This is a genomic window from Clostridium sp. (assembly GCF_026168755.1).
GTDB lineage: Bacteria > Bacillota > Clostridia > Clostridiales > Clostridiaceae > Clostridium.
The window spans coordinates 38,609-56,991 of record NZ_JAPFDR010000012.1 but is presented as its reverse complement, the minus strand read 5'-3'; the positions used below and the strand labels follow the sequence as shown (position 1 = coordinate 56,991).

12 protein-coding genes are annotated in these 18,383 nt (G+C 29.0%); 4 read left to right on the top strand and 8 right to left on the bottom strand.

Annotated elements, in window-relative coordinates:
• Positions 1-124: 124 nt before the first annotated feature.
• From Q0Y03_RS06770 to Q0Y03_RS06755, 4 genes are all read right to left on the bottom strand, one after another.
• Positions 125-1,066 carry a siderophore ABC transporter substrate-binding protein gene (locus tag Q0Y03_RS06770; RefSeq protein ID WP_297713089.1) on the bottom strand — a complete coding sequence of 314 codons (942 nt, stop codon included), beginning with the start codon at positions 1,064-1,066 and terminating at the stop codon, positions 125-127.
• A gap of 101 nt (positions 1,067-1,167) precedes the next feature.
• Entirely contained in the window at positions 1,168-1,923 is a 756-nt protein-coding gene (locus tag Q0Y03_RS06765; protein WP_297713088.1) for an ABC transporter ATP-binding protein, read from the bottom strand.
• Positions 1,920-2,876 (bottom strand): iron chelate uptake ABC transporter family permease subunit, encoded by a 957-nt coding sequence (locus tag Q0Y03_RS06760; RefSeq protein ID WP_297713087.1) that lies wholly within the window; start codon positions 2,874-2,876, stop codon positions 1,920-1,922. The genes Q0Y03_RS06765 and Q0Y03_RS06760 overlap by 4 nt, the downstream gene beginning before the upstream one ends.
• Positions 2,866-3,819, bottom strand: a complete 954-nt coding sequence (locus Q0Y03_RS06755) for an iron chelate uptake ABC transporter family permease subunit (RefSeq protein ID WP_297713086.1) — start codon at positions 3,817-3,819, stop codon at positions 2,866-2,868. The genes Q0Y03_RS06760 and Q0Y03_RS06755 overlap by 11 nt, the downstream gene beginning before the upstream one ends.
• A 441-nt stretch (positions 3,820-4,260) precedes the next feature.
• Between Q0Y03_RS06755 and Q0Y03_RS06750 the strand changes: the two genes are divergently transcribed.
• Both Q0Y03_RS06750 and pflB read left to right on the top strand, forming a co-directional pair.
• The gene (locus tag Q0Y03_RS06750; protein ID WP_297713085.1) at positions 4,261-4,443 is read left to right on the top strand and encodes an alpha/beta-type small acid-soluble spore protein; all 183 of its coding nucleotides are present in this window, start codon (positions 4,261-4,263) and stop codon (positions 4,441-4,443) included.
• A 488-nt stretch (positions 4,444-4,931) separates the two neighbouring features.
• Positions 4,932-7,163 (top strand): formate C-acetyltransferase, encoded by a 2,232-nt coding sequence (pflB, locus tag Q0Y03_RS06745; RefSeq protein WP_297713084.1) that lies wholly within the window; start codon positions 4,932-4,934, stop codon positions 7,161-7,163.
• A gap of 69 nt (positions 7,164-7,232) precedes the next feature.
• On the opposite strand, the gene Q0Y03_RS06740 is transcribed toward pflB, so the two are convergent.
• Positions 7,233-8,081, bottom strand: a complete 849-nt coding sequence (locus tag Q0Y03_RS06740; protein ID WP_297713083.1) for a metallophosphoesterase — start codon at positions 8,079-8,081, stop codon at positions 7,233-7,235.
• Between the two features lie 151 nt (positions 8,082-8,232).
• On the bottom strand, positions 8,233-11,772 hold the full coding sequence (gene nifJ / locus Q0Y03_RS06735; protein ID WP_297713082.1) for a pyruvate:ferredoxin (flavodoxin) oxidoreductase: 3,540 nt from the start codon (positions 11,770-11,772) through the stop codon (positions 8,233-8,235).
• Between the two features lie 373 nt (positions 11,773-12,145).
• Here nifJ and Q0Y03_RS06730 point away from each other — a divergent pair, with 373 nt between their 5' ends.
• Positions 12,146-12,517: a helix-turn-helix domain-containing protein gene (locus Q0Y03_RS06730; protein ID WP_297713081.1), complete on the top strand. Its 372-nt coding sequence runs from the start codon at positions 12,146-12,148 to the stop codon at positions 12,515-12,517.
• 256 nt (positions 12,518-12,773) lie between these two features.
• Entirely contained in the window at positions 12,774-13,985 is a 1,212-nt protein-coding gene (locus Q0Y03_RS06725) for an FprA family A-type flavoprotein (RefSeq protein ID WP_297713080.1), read from the top strand.
• A 61-nt stretch (positions 13,986-14,046) separates the two neighbouring features.
• Here Q0Y03_RS06725 and Q0Y03_RS06720 read toward each other — a convergent pair whose 3' ends face one another.
• Together Q0Y03_RS06720 and Q0Y03_RS06715 are read right to left on the bottom strand one after the other, a co-directional pair.
• A complete protein-coding gene (locus Q0Y03_RS06720) occupies positions 14,047-16,671 on the bottom strand; it encodes a calcium-translocating P-type ATPase, PMCA-type (RefSeq protein WP_297713079.1) in 2,625 nt (874 codons plus the stop codon).
• Positions 16,672-16,765: 94 nt separating this feature from the next.
• On the bottom strand, positions 16,766-18,370 hold the full coding sequence (locus Q0Y03_RS06715) for an AarF/ABC1/UbiB kinase family protein (protein ID WP_297713078.1): 1,605 nt from the start codon (positions 18,368-18,370) through the stop codon (positions 16,766-16,768).
• Positions 18,371-18,383: the final 13 nt, after the last annotated feature.

Sequence of the window (18,383 nt, the reverse complement as noted above, 5' to 3'; positions counted from 1 at the left end):
TTTTTAGTAAAATTTAATTTTATTACCTATTTTATTTTTATATTAATTGATATTTCACTATAACTTTTCATATAAAAATAAGCTAGATACTAATTTGTAACTAGCTTATTTTTATTTATTAAATCTATTTTATTGCATTGTCTATTTCTTCTACCATCATCATTGTTGATGTGAATCCACCTGTTGCAGTATACCAAATACTTGGATCTAAGTAAACTATATTATCATTTTGATATGCATCTGTTTTTGCCATTAATTCATTTTCAAATAACTCTTTAGCTGAAGTTGTTCCCCCTGTAACTGCAGCTCTATCAACAACAAATAGATATTTAGGGTTCTTTTCTACAATATATTCAAATGAAGCCTTTTGACCGTGAGTAGAAGCTTCAATAGTATCATCAATTGGAGTAACTCCAAAACTATTGTGTATTATTCCAAATCTTGACTCTGCTCCATAAACACTAAATGCTCCATCGTTAGCTAAGGCTATAAGTCCATTAACACCTTTTTCTGTAACTTTTGTATTTAATTTTTCAATTGCTTCAGTTATAGTTGCAAGCTCTTTCTCAACAGCTTTTTCTTCTCCAAATATTTTACCTAATGTATTCATATTTTCTGTAAATGATTCTAAATAATTTTCATTTTTTACACCTAAATGTATTGTTGGTGCAATTTTTATTAATTCTTCATAGTAATCAGCTTGTCTTCCTGAAATTATTATTAAATCTGGAGTTAATTCAAATATCTTTTCCATGTCTGGTTCTTTTAAAGATCCAATACTTGAATATTCTTCGCTTGCAAACTTACTTAAATGATCTGGAAGTCCACTTTGAACTACACCTACTATTCCTTCAACTCCTAATTTATCTAATGAGTCTAAAATCCCATAATCAAATACTACTATTCTTTTAGGATTTTTATTAACTGTTGTTTCTCCAAGCTCATGAGTAACTACTACAGTTTCTCCTTCACTATTCCCTTCTTCTCCTACAAATTTAGTAATACCAAATATACCTAACACTACTACTAATAACACTGCTATTGATATTATTGTTTTTTTCTTCATTATTATCCACCTCTTTATACATCTTTAATATTGATATTCATTATCATTATATATTTTATATAATAGGCAAATTTAAATTTGCCTTTATAATCATTTTATTATTAGAAATATACACATATATTCCTGTTATTAATATTTTCAATATGGAAATCTATTTCATAAATATTCTCTAGTTCTTCCTTCTGTATAGTTTCTTCAGCAAGTCCATTCTTTATAAGTTTTCCATCCTTTAAAGCCACTATATAATCTGAATAACAAGATGCAAAGTTAATATCATGTATTACTATTACAACTGTTTTCTTCAATTCATCACAAAGCTTTCTTAAAATTTTCATAATTTCAACTGAATGTTTCATATCTAAATTATTTAAAGGCTCATCTAAGAATATATAATCACTATTTTGAGCTATTACCATGGCAATATATGCTCTTTGTCTTTGTCCTCCACTTAGCTCATCCAAGTATCTATTCTCAAACTCCTTAAGTTGCATATAGTTAATTGCTTCATCTATATATTTATAATCTTCTTCTTTTAAATTTCCTTGAGAATGAGGAAATCTACCAAAACTAACCAACTCTCTAATAGTTAACCTAATATTAATATTATTTGATTGTCTTAGAATCGCTATTTTTTTAGCTAACTCTTTATTATCCCATTTTAATACATCTTTACCATCAACTAAAACTTCTCCAGAATCTCTTTTTAAAAGTCTACTCATTATTGAAAGAAGAGTACTTTTACCAGCTCCATTTGGTCCTATGAAAGAAGTTATTTTTCCTTCTTGTATATTTAAAGATACATTATCTACTACTTTTTTATTTCCATAAGTTTTAGTTATATTCTTTACTTCTATCATCTATTTCTCTCCTTCATTACTAAATAAATGAAATAAATTCCTCCAACAAAATTAATTATTACACTTACCGAAACACCAAAATCCATTAATTGTTCAACTAATAATTGTCCACCTATTAATGCTATTGTACTAATTAATATAGTTGCAATACCTAAAATACTATGTTTATAAGTTATTATAAGCTGTCGTGCAATATTTACTACAAGTAAACCTAGAAATGTTATTGGTCCAACTAATGCTGTAGCTACTGATGTTAATAAAACTACAACTACTAATATCTTCTTTACCATTTTGTCATAATCTACACCTAAGTTTATAGCTTCATCTCTTCCTAATGCCATAACATCTAATATTTTTAAATAATCATAAACATATCCTATACAAACAATTATTACTATGGTAGATATAAATAATAAATCTGTATTTATATTATTAAAGCTAGCTTGCATTTTATCTTGTACCATTTGGAATTCTAGTGGATCAATTAAAACTTGCATAAATGTAGTTAGACTTTCAAATAAAGTTCCACATACTACCCCAACTAATAATAATGTAAATATGTTTTTACTCCCTTTTTTAAATATAAATTTATACATTAAACTTGAAAATAAAAGCATTGATATTATTGAAATTATAAAATTTATATTACCATTACTCATTATTGCTGAAGATGATCCTAATAAAAATACTACAGTTGTTTGTAGCAATACATATAATGAATCTATTCCTAAGATACTTGGTGTTAATATTCTATTATTTGTTACCGTTTGAAATATTAATGATGAGAATCCTATTGCTCCACCAGTTAATATCATGGCATATATTTTAGGAATTCTTCTATATAAAGCATATTTAAAGTTAATGCTATTTACTCCAATAAATAAAAATGAACTTACTAATACTAAAACCAATACTGATAAAATAATTATGCTTCTTTTATCTTTAGTTTTCATTTTTTGTCCCCCTTATTATCATATAAAGGAATATTATACTTCCAATTCCCCCTACTGTTAAGCTTATTGACATCTCAAATGGGAATATTATTATTCTTCCTAAAATATCACAAACAAGCAAAAATATAGGTCCTAATAATGCTGTATGATATAATGTTTTCTTTAAATTATCGCCACTATACAAGCTAACTATATTAGGAATAATAAGTCCTAAGAAAGGTATATTACCTACAGTTATAATTGTTACTGCACATATTAATGAAACAATAGCTAGTCCCACATTTACTACAAAATTATAGTTAAGTCCTAAATTAACTGCAAAGTCTTCTCCCATTCCCACTATAGTAAATTTATTAGCATATAGAAACGCTATTACTACCATTGGAATACTTAAATAAAGTAACTCATAACTCCCTTTCATTATTAATGACATATCCCCTTCCATCCAAGATGAAATATTTTGGACTAAATCATATTTATAAGCAAAGAAAGTAGTAATTGATCCAACTATCTTACCTAACATCATACCCATTAAAGGTACAAAAACTATGTTTTTTATTTTTATAGCTTTTATCATTTTCATAAATAAAACTGTTCCTAATCCAGCAAAGACAAATGATATAATCATCTTTTCCATAGTTGTTGCATTAGGAATTATCATTATACAAAATAATATTCCTAGCTTTGCGAAATCTGCTGTTGCTGCTGTAGTTGGCGAAACAAATTTATTTTTACTAATTTGTTGCATTATAAGACCACTTATACTTAACCCAATTCCTGCAACTAATATTGCTATTAATCTTGGAATTCTACTTATAAGTAATACATGTATCTTATCTATATTAAAAGTTAATATATCATTTATAGTAATACTTGATACACCAATAAATATTGATGTAATTGATAATAGTATTAATACAATAAATAAATACCTCTTTTTCATTCGTTATCCTCCATGACTTATTATTATATGTAAAAGAAAATTGGATTCATTTGAAAATACTTTGTAATTGATATTAATTATCAATCCTTTGCCTATCATATCACTAATATATTCCTTTGTCTATACTCTTTGTGTTTTTTACCAATTTAATATTTTTATAAAAAATTTATGTTATATTTATCAATAAAAACATTTTCTACTAGTATTTTGATAATCATTTAAGATTTTTTTAATAGATTATTAATAATCATTTTATTGTTTCCAATTTATATCTAATTTGTTATCATCTAATAATAAAGTCATTTCTTTTATTCAAATATCTTTTTTGCCTTGTTTCCCTACTTTTTTATAGATTATTAAAAACTTTTTTGCACAATATAATAGTGTAAAGTAAATAACTACTTTACAAAATAACTTTTAAAATTTAGGAGGGACTTTAAAATGGCACAAAAATTAGTACCTGAGGCAAAAAGTGGTTTATCAAAATTTAAAACTGAAGTAGCAAATGAAATGGGAGTTCCTTTTACAGATTACAATGGTAATCTTACTTCTAAACAATGCGGTAGTGTTGGTGGCGAAATGGTTAAGAGAATGGTTGAGCAATACGAACAAAGTATTAAATAAATTTTTATTTAATACCAACAATAGAAAAACTTTCTGTTTTTCAATAGTTAAGTTTTTCAATCAATAACAAATAAAAAGAAACTTTTTTGTAAAGTTTCTTTTTATTTGTTATTTCATATAAGATTTACAAATTCATTTTATATATTTTATATATTTGTTAATTTTTTAACCATTAGGGTTCATTTTTATTATTTTTTTGCATTTTATTAATAAATTACCCTTTTTTCTACAATATCATACCTTATTTTCTATTCAACCCCTTTGATTATAAAGTAATACTATGTTATTATATTTAAGGAATTAAATTACTATAATTTTTAAAATTTCAAGATTTATTTTTTAAACTTAAATCTTGAAAAACTTAAAATTTAGTGATATAGTTTAAATATGCCATTGTTAAACAATAATCATTATTATTTAGATATAGTTATTGCTTAACATTAAATGACATTACTTATGTAATAATTTTAAGAAAAGAGGCGCTATAAATGAGAGAAGAATGGAACGATTTCAAAACAGGTTCATGGACAAAAAATGTTGACGTAAGAAACTTTATCCAAACTAACTACACTCCATATGAAGGAGATGACAGCTTCTTAGCTGGAGCTACTGAAGCTACAACTAAGCTTTGGGCTGAAGTTAGTGAATTATTCAAAAAAGAAAGAGAAAATGGTGGAGTTCTAGATGTAGATACAGAAACTATATCTGGAATTAATGAATATAACCCTGGTTATATTGATCAAGCTTTCGAAAAAATCGTTGGTGTACAAACTGATGCTCCATTAAAAAGAGCTGTAATGCCATATGGTGGTATCAGAATGGCTGAAAATGCTGCTAAAGCTTATGGATATGAAGTAAGCCCAAAAATTTCAGAAATATTCAGCAAATATAGAAAAACTCATAACCAAGGTGTATTCGATGCTTATACTACTGAAATGAGATTAGCTAGAAAATCTGGTGTTATTACTGGTCTTCCAGATGCTTATGGTAGAGGAAGAATCATAGGTGACTACAGAAGAGTTGCTCTATACGGAGTTGATAGATTAATCCAAGATAAAGAACAACAAAAATTAAGCTTAGAAGTTAAAACTATAGATGAAGATGTAATCAGATTAAGAGAAGAAATCTCTGATCAAATCCTTGCATTAAAAGAATTAAAAGGATTAGCTGCTAGTTATGGATTTGATATATCAGGGCCAGCTACTAATGCTAGAGAAGCTATCCAATGGTTATACTTTGGATTCTTAGGAGCTATCAAAGACCAAAATGGTGCTGCGATGTCTCTAGGAAGAACTTCTACTTTCTTAGATATATATATTGAAAGAGATTTAAGAAACGGTGTTATTACAGAAGCTGAAGCTCAAGAATTAATGGATCACTTCGTAATGAAGTTAAGATTAGTTAAATTCTTAAGAACTCCAGAATACAATGATTTATTCTCAGGAGATCCAACTTGGGTTACTGAATCAATCGCTGGTATGGGATTAGATGGTAGAACTTTAGTTACTAAGAACTCTTTCAGAGTACTTAACACATTATATACTTTAGGACCATCACCAGAACCAAACCTAACTGTTTTATGGTCAACTAGATTACCTCAAGGATTTAAAGATTTCTGTTCTAAGGTTTCTATTGATACATCATCAGTTCAATATGAAAATGATGATTTAATGGCTCCATACTGGGGAGATGACTATGCTATCGCTTGTTGTGTATCTGCAATGAGAGTTGGTAAGCAAATGCAATTCTTCGGTGCTAGAGTTAACTTAGCTAAAACTTTACTTTACGCTATAAACGGTGGTAAAGATGAAAAGTACGGAATGCAAGTTGGACCTAAGACTGCTCCATTAACTGGTGAATACTTAGATTACAACGAAGTTATGGAAAGATTTGATATTATGACAGACTGGTTAGCTAACCTTTATGTTAATACATTAAATGTTATCCACTACATGCATGACAAATATTCTTATGAAAAATTACAAATGGCTTTACATGATAGAGATGTATTCAGAACTATGGCTTGTGGTATAGCTGGTTTATCAGTTTGTGCTGACTCTATTTCTGCAATCAAATATGCTAAAGTTAAGCCAATAAGAAATGAAGATGGTGTTGCTATCGATTTCGAAGTTGAAGGTGACTTCCCTAAATACGGAAATGACGATGACAGAGTTGACGAAATTGCTGTATGGTTAGTTGAAAACATGATGAATAAGATCAGACAAAACAAGACTTACAGAAATGCTTACCACACTCAATCAGTATTAACAATTACTTCAAACGTTGTTTATGGTAAGAAAACTGGTACAACTCCATGCGGAAGAAAAGCTGGAGAACCATTTGCACCAGGAGCTAACCCAATGCACGGAAGAGATTGTAGCGGATCATTAGCATCATTAAACTCAGTTGCTAAGATTCCTTACGAACATTCACAAGATGGTGTTTCTAATACATTCTCAATTGTTCCAGATGCATTAGGAAAAACTCCTGAAAATAGAATCCACAACTTAGGTACTATGATGGATGGATACTTCTCTCAAGGCGCTCAACACTTAAACGTAAATGTATTTAATAGAGAAACTTTATTAGATGCTATGGAACACCCAGAAGAATACCCACAATTAACTATCAGAGTTTCTGGATACGCTGTTAACTTCATTAAATTAACAAGAGAACAACAATTAGACGTTATAAACAGAACATTCCACAAATCAATGTAATTAGTTTATAATAATAAATAGAGCTTATTGCAACTGCAATAAGCTCTTATTTATTAAAAATACTTTACTTTATTTTCTATTACTTATAAGATCTACAACAACTAAATCTGGTCTATTAAATAATCTTAAAGGAAAACCACTATTCCCCAATCCTCTACTTACAACTAATTTGCTTTTTTCCCCATATATACCCTTATAATACTTTGGAAATAATCCTTGTCCTGGTGCAAATATTCCCCCTATACCTGGCAATATAAATTGCCCTCCATGGGCATGCCCTGAAAACATTATATCAAAGTTATATTTACTATAAGAATACTTTCCTACATATTCATAATTTTCAGGATAATGAGATAAAATAATTTTAACTCCTATTAATTTTTCTAACTTTCTAAATAAACTATCAGCATTATCAACCTCATATCTACTATTTATCTTACTATAAAACATTTTACCTTTATCTACTCTCTTTTCTGCTAATCCTAAAATATTAATTGTATTATCTTTAATTTTTATTGTTGCTATTTCATTTTCTAAAACATTAATATTTTTTTCTTTTAACTTTTCTATTATTTCATTTAATCTAGAACATCGTATTTCATTATTTCCTAATATATAATACACAGGAACTTTCTTATTTAATCTACTACAAAATTCTATTATTTTATTAATTCTTTTCATATTTGAATCTATTAAATCTCCTGTTGCTACAATAATATCTGGTTTCTGCTCCATAATAATTTTATATAAAATACTATTATTTTTTCCAAATTCTTTACTATGTAAATCTGATATTTGTACTATTCGTATTTTATTATTAACTTTAAGATTTATTTTTAGATTAGTTATACTAATTTTATTATTTTGATAATAACAAAAGGCTCCAGTAATCATAGCTATAGCAAATATTCTTTCCATTATTATATCTCCTAAATATTCTAATATACTTATCTATATATTAATTTTAATTTTTATTTATACTATTATATCACTTTCTAAATAAATTTAAAGTTTTATATTTTATATAAAAAAACACCTTAGAAGAAATTCTAAGGTGTTTTAAATTATATTATTCTTGTTCTGCTAATTTCTTTAATTCAGCATATTTTTGTCTAGCATGTTCTTCAGCCATTTGGAATAAATCTTCCGCTTGCTCTGGATATTGCTTAGCAATTGCTGAATATCTTACTTGATCCATTATAAAGTCTCTGAAGCTTCCTTGTGGTTCTTTTGAATCTAAGCTAAATGGATTCTTTCCTTGTTCTTTTAATTCTGGATTGAATCTATATAGATGCCAGTATCCTGCCTTAACTGCTTCTTCCATGTTTCTTATAGAGAATCCCATTCCCTTCTTTAATCCATGGCTGATACAAGTTGAGTATGCAATGATTATTGATGGACCGTTGTGAGCTTCTGCTTCAAGCATAGCTTTAACAACTTGGTTCTTATCTGCTCCCATAGCAACTTGTGCTACATAAACATTTCCGTAAGCCATCATCATTCTTCCTAAGTCTTTCTTCTTAGACTTCTTACCTGATGCTGCAAATTTAGCCATAGCAGCTGCTGGTGTAGATTTTGAAGATTGACCTCCAGTATTAGAATAGATTTCAGTATCAAATACTAATACATTTACGTTTTGTCCTGAAGCAAGTACATGATCTAATCCACCGTATCCGATATCGTAAGCCCAACCGTCTCCTCCAAGGATCCATTGAGATCTCTTAACTAAGTAATCAGCTCTGTTTCTGATTTCTTCAAGAGCAGCTTTTGCTTCTGTATCTTCTATGTTGTTATCAGCAAGTATTGCTTCAACTTCTCTTGAGTAAACTTTAGAAAGTTCCCCATTTTCTTTATTTTCTAACCAGTTTTTAAATGTTTCTTTATATTCTTCAGCTATTGGCATTTCTAATAACTTAGCCATATTCATAGCTATGTTATCTCTCATTTGATTAACTCCTAGGAACATACCAAATCCGAATTCAGCATTATCTTCGAATAATGAGTTAGCCCAAGCTGGTCCTTTACCTTCATGGTTCTTAGTATATGGTGTTGAAGGTGCTGAACCTCCCCATATTGATGAACATCCAGTTGCATTAGCAATCATCATTCTATCACCGAATAATTGAGTTACTAATTTAATATATGGAGTTTCTCCACAACCAGCACATGCTCCTGAGAACTCGATAAGTGGTTGTTTAAATTGGCTATCCTTAACTGTTTTACCTGGTGTTAAGTGTTCTTTATTTGATACTTCTTTTGATACTGAGAAATCCCAGTTTGCTACTTCTGTTTCTACTTGAGTTCCAAGTGGCTTCATTTCTAACGCTTTACCTGGAGCTGGACAAATATCAACACAGTTGTTACATCCAGTACAGTCTAATGTACTTACTTGAATTCTATAGTTTAATCCTGCTAATGTTTTACCAGTAGCTTTCTTAGTTTCAAATCCAGCTGGTGCTTTTGCTAATTCTTCATCAGTTACTAGAACTGGTCTAATACATGCATGTGGACAAACGAAAGCACATTGGTTACATTGAATACATTTTGCCATATTCCATTCTGGAACATCTGTTGCAACACCTCTTTTTTCATATGCTGCAGTTCCTGCTGGGAATGTACCATCTTCTAATCCGTTGAATGCACTTACAGGTAATTTATCTCCTTCTAAAGCATTCATAGGGTTCATTATATTCTTAACGAAATCTGTTACTTCTTTAGTTTCTACTTTAACTTCTTCAGTAGCAGTTTTCCAGCTTTCAGGAACATTTATTTTAACTAATGAGTTCATACCAGCTTCAACAGCTTCGTAGTTCATGTTAACAACTTTGTCACCTTTCTTACCATAAGCCTTCTTAATTGAAGCTTTTAAATATTCAGTAGCTTCTTCTTGTGGTATTATTTCGGCTAATTTAAAGAATGCAGATTGCATTATCATGTTAATTCTTCTACCTAATCCTATTTCAGATGCTATCTTAGTTGCATTAACTGTGTAGAAGTTTATTTCATTTTCAGCTATATATCTCTTCATCTTAGCTGGTAATTTTCTTTCTATTTCTTCTTCGTTCCAAATTGTATTTAATACGAAGTTTCCGCCTTTTTTAAGTCCTTTTAATAAATCATATTGATTTACGTAAGCTTGTACATGACATGCTATGTAGTCAGCTTCATCAATAAGGTAAGTTGATCTTATTGGTGTATCTCCAAACCTTAAGTGAGACATAGTAACTCCACCAGATTTCTTTGAGTCATATGCAAAATAAGCTTGTACATACTTATCTGTATTTTCACCGATAATCTTAATAGCTTGCTTATTAGCTCCAACTGTACCATCTGATCCTAATCCCCAGAACTTGCATCTAACTGTTCCTGGTGTAGCTATTCTTAATTCTTCTTCTACTGGAATTGAAGTGAAAGTAACATCATCTTCTATACCAACTGTAAAGAAGTTTTTAGAATCTTCTTTCTTTAAGTTATCAAATACAGCTTTAATATCTGAAGGAGTAACATCTTTAGAAGCTAATCCATAACGTCCACCAACTATCTTAGGTGCATTTTCTTTTCCATAGAATGCAGAACATACATCTAAGTATAATGGTTCACCATTAGACCCTGGCTCCTTAGTTCTATCAATTACACAAATCTTTTCTACTGATTGTGGTATAACTTTTAATAAATGCTCAACTGAGAATGGTCTGAATAAGTGAACTTTAACTAATCCATATTTTTCTCCTCTAGCATTTAATTCATCTATAGTTTCTTCTATAGCTTCAGTAACTGAACCCATAGCAACAATTATTTCTTTAGCATCTTCTGCTCCATAGTAGTTAAATAATCCATAACTTCTTCCTGTTTTTTCTTCCATTTTAGCCATGTATTCTTCAACTATTGGAATTATATTATTATAGAATTTATTTGAAGCTTCTCTAGTTTGGAAGTAAATATCTGAGTTTTGAGCTGTTCCTCTTGTAACTGGATTGTTTGGAGTTAATGCTCTACTTCTAAATTCTTTTAAAGCTTCTTTATCAAGCATTTCTGCATAATCTGCATAATCTAAAACTTCAACTTTTTGTATTTCATGTGATGTTCTAAATCCATCAAAGAAGTTTACAAAAGGTAATCTTCCCTTTATAGCTGCAAGGTGAGATACTGGTGCTAAGTCAGCTACTTCTTGTACTGAACCTGCAGCAAGCATTACACAACCTGTCATTCTTGCAGACATAACGTCTTGATGATCTCCAAATATTGATAATGCTTGTGAAGCTATCGCTCTAGCACTTACATGGAATACACCTGGTAATAATTCTCCTGCTACCTTATACATATTTGGTAACATAAGTAATAAACCTTGTGATGCAGTAAAAGTTGTTGTTAATGCTCCTGCTTGAAGTGAACCGTGGAATGTACCAGCAGCTCCAGCCTCTGATTGCATCTCTACAACATTAACTGTTTGTCCAAAAATATTTTTCTTACCTTGTGCAGCCCATTCATCAACAACTTCTGCCATTGTAGTAGATGGAGTTATAGGGAATATTGCAGCTACATCTGTAAACGCATATGCTACGTGAGCAGCAGCCGTATTACCATCAATAGTCATCATTTTCTTTGCCATGATAATATACCTTCTTTCATCATCCTAAGTGTTTTAATAATAATTATAATTATTTTTATTTTTTTCTAGTTCTTTTCTTTAGAAAACTTTTTATTATAATTTGTAACCTTTTGTCACTATTCTTAGTATAATCATATACTTCAATTTCTTCAATAGAAAAACACTATAATTATACATTTATTTTTATTATTTAACTATATTTTTTAAATAAATTTTTAATCATACTCGATATTCCTAATAATACTATTTATATACTTCTTGTACAATAAGGCACTTTTTTTATATATAGTATCAAAAAAGATACTAAGTATATAGTTTTAAATAATTAAATATGTTATTATTATAAGTGTACTTTAAATAAGGAGGTTTCATAATGAGTAAAACCCTTTCTTTTCATAATGATTGTCACCTTAAAAATCGTTGTGCAAAATATGATACATGTCCTATGATTCTTGTACATAGAATACTATCAGGAAAATGGAAAATTCTAATATTATGGTATTTAAGTAATGGAACACTAAGATTTAGTGAACTTAAAAGAAAATTACCTAATACTACTCAAAAAATGCTAACTAATCAATTGAGAAGTCTTGAAGAAGATAACCTTATTTTTAGAAAGGTATATCCCGTAATTCCTCCCAAAGTAGAATACGGGCTTACTGACATAGGAGAAAAAATAATTCCTATTCTAGAATCTATGTATACATATGGAATTGAGTACTCAAGAACTAAACACCCTGTTTAAATAGCTAAGTTATTTCCCTTAGCTATTTTCTATTTATCTCTGATACTTAATTTATCTATAGAAATAAATTACTATATTAAATATATAACCTAGAATATTTATTTACTATTTTAAAAATATTAAATTTAAGTTTATTAATTTATAATTATCTCTTTGTTTGTTTATTGACAATAATTATTGTTGGACTATAATTATTATAGAAGTTAGAATTAGAACTTATAGATTTGATATTAAATTGTAAAAGGAGATTATTCACATGGCTAAAACATTCAAAATAACTGAAGACTTATTTTGGGTAGGAGCTCTTGACCCAAACTTAAGAATTTTTGACATAATAATGGAAACTAAATTCGGTACATCATACAATTCTTATATTTTAAAAGGTTCTGAAGGTATTGCTTTATTTGAAACTGTAAAAGAAAAATTCTTCGATGAACATTTAGAAAAAGTTCGTTCAATAGTAAATTTAGAAGATATAAATTATGTTGTTGTAAATCATACAGAACCAGACCATGCTGGTTCAGTAGAAAAAATATTAGAATATGCCCCAAATGCAACTGTTGTTGGATCTGCACTTGCTATTAAATATTTAAGTGAAATTATCAATAAACCATTCAAAAGCAAAATTGTAAAAGATGGTGAAACTTTATCATTAGGAAATAAAACTCTTAAATTCTATAGTGTTCCTCAATTACATTGGCCTGATACAATGTATACTTACGTTATTGAAAATGAAACATTAATCACTTGTGACTCTTTCGGAGCTCACTACTGCGATGAACGTATATTAAAAAGCTCTATAGAAGATAATAAAGAAGATGATTATGTTGAAGCTTATAATTATTACTTTAGAATGATTATGGGTCCATTCAAGCCATTTATGCTAAAAGCACTGGATAAGATTAAAGATTTAAAATTAAGTTATATTTGTCCTGGGCATGGTTTAGTTCTAGATAGCTCAAATATTGAAAAATTTACTAACTTATATAGAGAATGGTGTCAACCTGTAAAAAGAGAAAAACAAAGCATAGTTATCCCTTACGTAACTGCTTATGGATATACTGAAACTATTGCTGAAGCAATAAAAAAAGGAATTGAAGCAGCTAACTTTGATGCAGATATATTAATGTATAATTTAGTAACTGCTGATATGAATGAAGTACTAAAAGAAATTAATGAGTGTAGTGGATTATTACTTGGTTCTTCCACTTTACTAGCTGATACTTTACCACAAATATGGACTATTTTATCTTCATTAAATCCTGTAATTCATAGAGGATTACCTGTAAGTTGTTTCGGTTCTTATGGTTGGAGTGGAGAAGCTCTTAAAAATATAAATGAAAGATATAAACAATTAAAATTAAATATTGTTTCTGAACCACTTGGAATATTATTTAAGCCTAGTGAAGAAAACCTAAATGCTGCTTATAATTTCGGTTTAGATTTTGCAAAAAAAGTTTTAAAATAAATAAAGCTAAGGAAGATGAATTATTAAACATCTTCCTTGTTTTTATTTAAATTTAAAATTATTATTTTATTTTATTAAAAAATTTAGTTAAATCCATTATTAATGCTGCCAGTATAGAAAAACCTAAGCATATTCCAAACTGTACCCATCCAAAAGTTTCTGGAATATTAAATATTCCTCTTACTCCTGGTATCAATACAATAGAATATAAACATAAACATACTAATATTGCTCCAATTGCATATTTATTTTTAAATAACCCTAATTTTAATACTGGCATATAATTTGATCTAGCTGGTAATGTTTGAAATATTCTTGCTAAAGTTACTGTAGAGAAAGCCATTGCAGCGCCAAGTTCTGGTGAATGTGAGTTTCCTATATATTGAGCTAATATTACTATAACTCCAATAATACATCCCCTAAAAACGACATCCTTTAATGTTCCTCCTGCAAGTATCCCTTCGTTTATATCTCTTGGCTTTTCTTTCATTATATTTGGCTCTGATGCCTCTAATCCTAAGGCTATTGCTGGTAATGAATCATTTATTAAATTTATAAATAATAATTGCAATGCAGTAAATGGATTTGGCCAATTTACAAATACAGCAAATAATATTGCAATTATAGCTCCTAAATTTCCTGCAAACAGATATGTGATTGCCTTTTTAATATTACTATAAACTGTTCTTCCTACCTCTATAGCAGATACTATTGTTGAAAAATTATCATCTGTTAAAATCATTGCTGATGCATCCTTTGCAACATCAGTACCACTTCCCATACCAATCCCTATATCAGCTTGCTTTAATGCAGGTGCATCATTAACACCATCTCCTGTCATTGCTGTAATATAACCTTTTTCCTGCCAAGCCTTAACTATACGTATTTTATTTTCTGGTGAAACTCTTGCATATACAGTAATATGCTCTAGTTTATTTTTAAGTTCTGTTTCTGATAATGAATCTAGCTCTTGACCTGTTAAAGATATATCATCTTCTGCCATTATTCCAATTTCTCTTGCAATGGCTGAAGCTGTTGTTTTATGATCTCCTGTTATCATTACTGTCTTTATACCTGCACCAATTGCTTCTTTTACCGCATCATAAACTTGTTCTCTTGGTGGGTCTATCATCGCCATTAATCCAACTAAAGTCATTTCTACTTCATCCTCTAAACAAGGAACAAAATTATCATCTGGAACATCTTTTATAGCAAAAGCTAATACTCTTAATGCCCTATTTGAAAATTCCTCATTAACTTTTCTATACTGCTCTATAATCTTATCATCTATTTCTACTATTTCACCATCATTTAATGCATATTTTGATCTTGAAAAAACAACATCTGGTGCTCCCTTAGTAAACATAATTGCATCTCCATTGATAGAATTCACCGTAGACATTAACTTTCTATCTGAATCAAAAGGTATTTCGCTTAATCTATCATATTTTTCTCTTAGCTCCTTATAGTCTATCCCTCTTTTATCTGCAAAGTGGAGAAGTGCAATTTCTGTTGGATCCCCAATTTCCTTTCCTGCTTCTGTTATTTCCGAATCATTACACAATGTAGATGATAAATTTATTGCTTCAACTTGCTCCGAATCATTTCCTTTTTCATCAACTGAATATTTACTAACGCCATACATAAAGAAATCAACAACTGTCATTTTATTCTGAGTTAGTGTACCTGTCTTATCTGTACAAATAACGCTAGTTGAACCTAAAGTTTCTACTGCAGGTAATTTTCTTATTATAGCCTGTTTCTTTGCCATATCCTTTGTTCCTACTGCAAGTACAATAGTTACTATTGAGGATAAAGCTTCTGGTATAGCTGCAACAGCAACTGCTATAGCAAACATAAATGAATCAAATATTAAAGTACTCATATTTTGACCTGAAATATATCCTCTAATTACTTGAACTATAAAAATTAGAGCTGCTAAAATCATTATTATTATTCCTAGCTTCTTACCAAATTCATCAAGCTTAGCTTGTAAAGGTGTTTGCTTATTTCCTGCAGTTTCTAATAATGTAGCCACTTTTCCTACTTCTGTATTCATACCAGTTGCTGTAACAACTAAAGTTCCCCTTCCATAAACAACCGTAGCACCACTGAAAACCATATTTCTTTGGTCTCCAATTCCAACTTCTTCTCCTATTTTTTCACTATGCTTTAGAACAGCTTCGGCTTCACCTGTAAGCATTCCTTCAACTACCTTAAGAGTTTGTGCTTCTATTATTCTTCCATCTGCTGGTATATAATCTCCAGCCTCTAAAAACACTATGTCTCCTACTACTATATCTCTAACTGGAATAGTTTTTTTCTTTCCATCTCTAAGTACTTTGGCATTAGGTGATGATAACTTTTTCAAACTATCTAAGGAGCTCTCTGCCTTTCTTGTTTGTGTTACACCTAGTACAGAATTTAAAATTACTACAACAAATATAATAATAGATTCAACAAATTCCCCTAAAAATATTTGTACAATTGCTGCAATAAGTAGTATTATTACTAAAGGATCTTTAAAGCTTTCTAAGAACATTTTCCATATAGGAACTTTGTCGGACTCTTTTAATTCATTAGCACCATTTTGGGCTAATCTATTTTTAGCTTCCTCTTCTGATATACCATTTATTGTACTTTCTACTTCTTTTAATACATCTGAGTACTCCTTTTTATAATGCATTTTAACTCCCCTTTCTTATATTATTTCTAATATAGTATTTACTCTAATTAAAAATTATATTAGTAATATTACAATCACTATATAAACTTAATATTTATTTTAAACTTCCAGATCTAATTATTGATATTAACAACCATAATCCTAAAATTGCAGAAACAAAATATCCCCCCATTCCAATAATTGATATTCCATATACTTTAGGCTCAGGATTTTTATTAATTATTAAAGATGAAGCAACAACCATTCCTGCTATAACTAAAGCAAAGGCTAATCTATTAACCATTTTGTTTAATACATTTATATATTTCTCCTTATCCTCTATTACAATATTTACTTTCCCCCTTCCTTTAATCAATGTATCTGATAAAGTTATAATCTTTGATGGTATATTTAAAGTATCTCTTGTTAGTTTATAGCCTTTTAATAAATAATCATTAGCATCAAATTGTGATAAGAAATATTCTTTATAATAATCTTTAACATATGGAATAACTAAACTTATAATATTAAGCTCTGGGGAAAGTTCAGCTACTAATCCTTCAACGATTACCATTGTCCTTATGAGCATAGTAAAGTCACTTGCTAACCTTAAGTTATTTCTCTTTGCAATAGATGATATTTCTTGAAATAAAACTGAGATTTTTATATTCTTTAAAGATGTAGTATAATAATTTCTAAAAATATAATCTATATCTTTATATAATATTTCTCTATCAACTTTTCCACTTTTTATTCCTATACTCATAACAAAGTCAGTTAATTTATCTATATCCTCATTTGCAATAGCTTCAATGGCACTATTTAATTCACGTTGCTTTTCACTGGATAACTCTCCAACAATACCAAAATCAATAAAACATATTTGTCCATCTCTTATTAATATATTTCCTGGATGAGGATCTCCATGAAAAAATCCATCTCTTAATACTTGTTTAAAATATGAAAGTACTAACTTTCTTGATATATCTTCTTTATCATAACCTAGTATTTCAATAGATTCCCTATCATTAATTTTAAATCCTTGTATGCTCTCTAATGTTAAAACTTTACTTCCTGTATACTCATTTATTACATAAGGTGCATATATACATGGTATATCTTTATTTAAATCTTTAAATTTCTCTATATTTTCAGCTTCAAAACTAAAATTTAACTCTTTCTCGGTAGCCGCTTTAATCTCTAATAAAATTTCTTTAGGATTGACTATAGAATCTTTAAATATTTTGCTTACTTTTCCGCTTAAACCTAATAAAATCTCAAAATCCATATCCATTTTTTCTTTAATATTAGGCCTTTGAATTTTTATTACTATCTCATTTCCATTCTTTAATATACCTTTATATACTTGTGCTACAGAAGCTGAGGCTATTGGATTTTTATTTATAAATAAAAATTCATCTTCTATTTTTTTAGAAAATTCATTATAAAATACTTTAGCCATTTCTTCAAAATCTTCTGCTGGGACATTATCTTGTAACTTTGATAGTTCTACTATATACTCTTCATTAACTAATTCTGGCCTTGTACTTAATATTTGACCAATTTTAATAAATGTTGGCCCCAGTTCTTCAAATGCTTTTCTAAGATTTGAAGGGGAATTTTTTATTTTATCTTCTTTTTTACCTAAAAGATATTCCAATCCATAATTAGTAAATACCTTTAATATTTCTTTAAACCGATTAACAGAATTCCCCTCCATTACTTACCTCCAA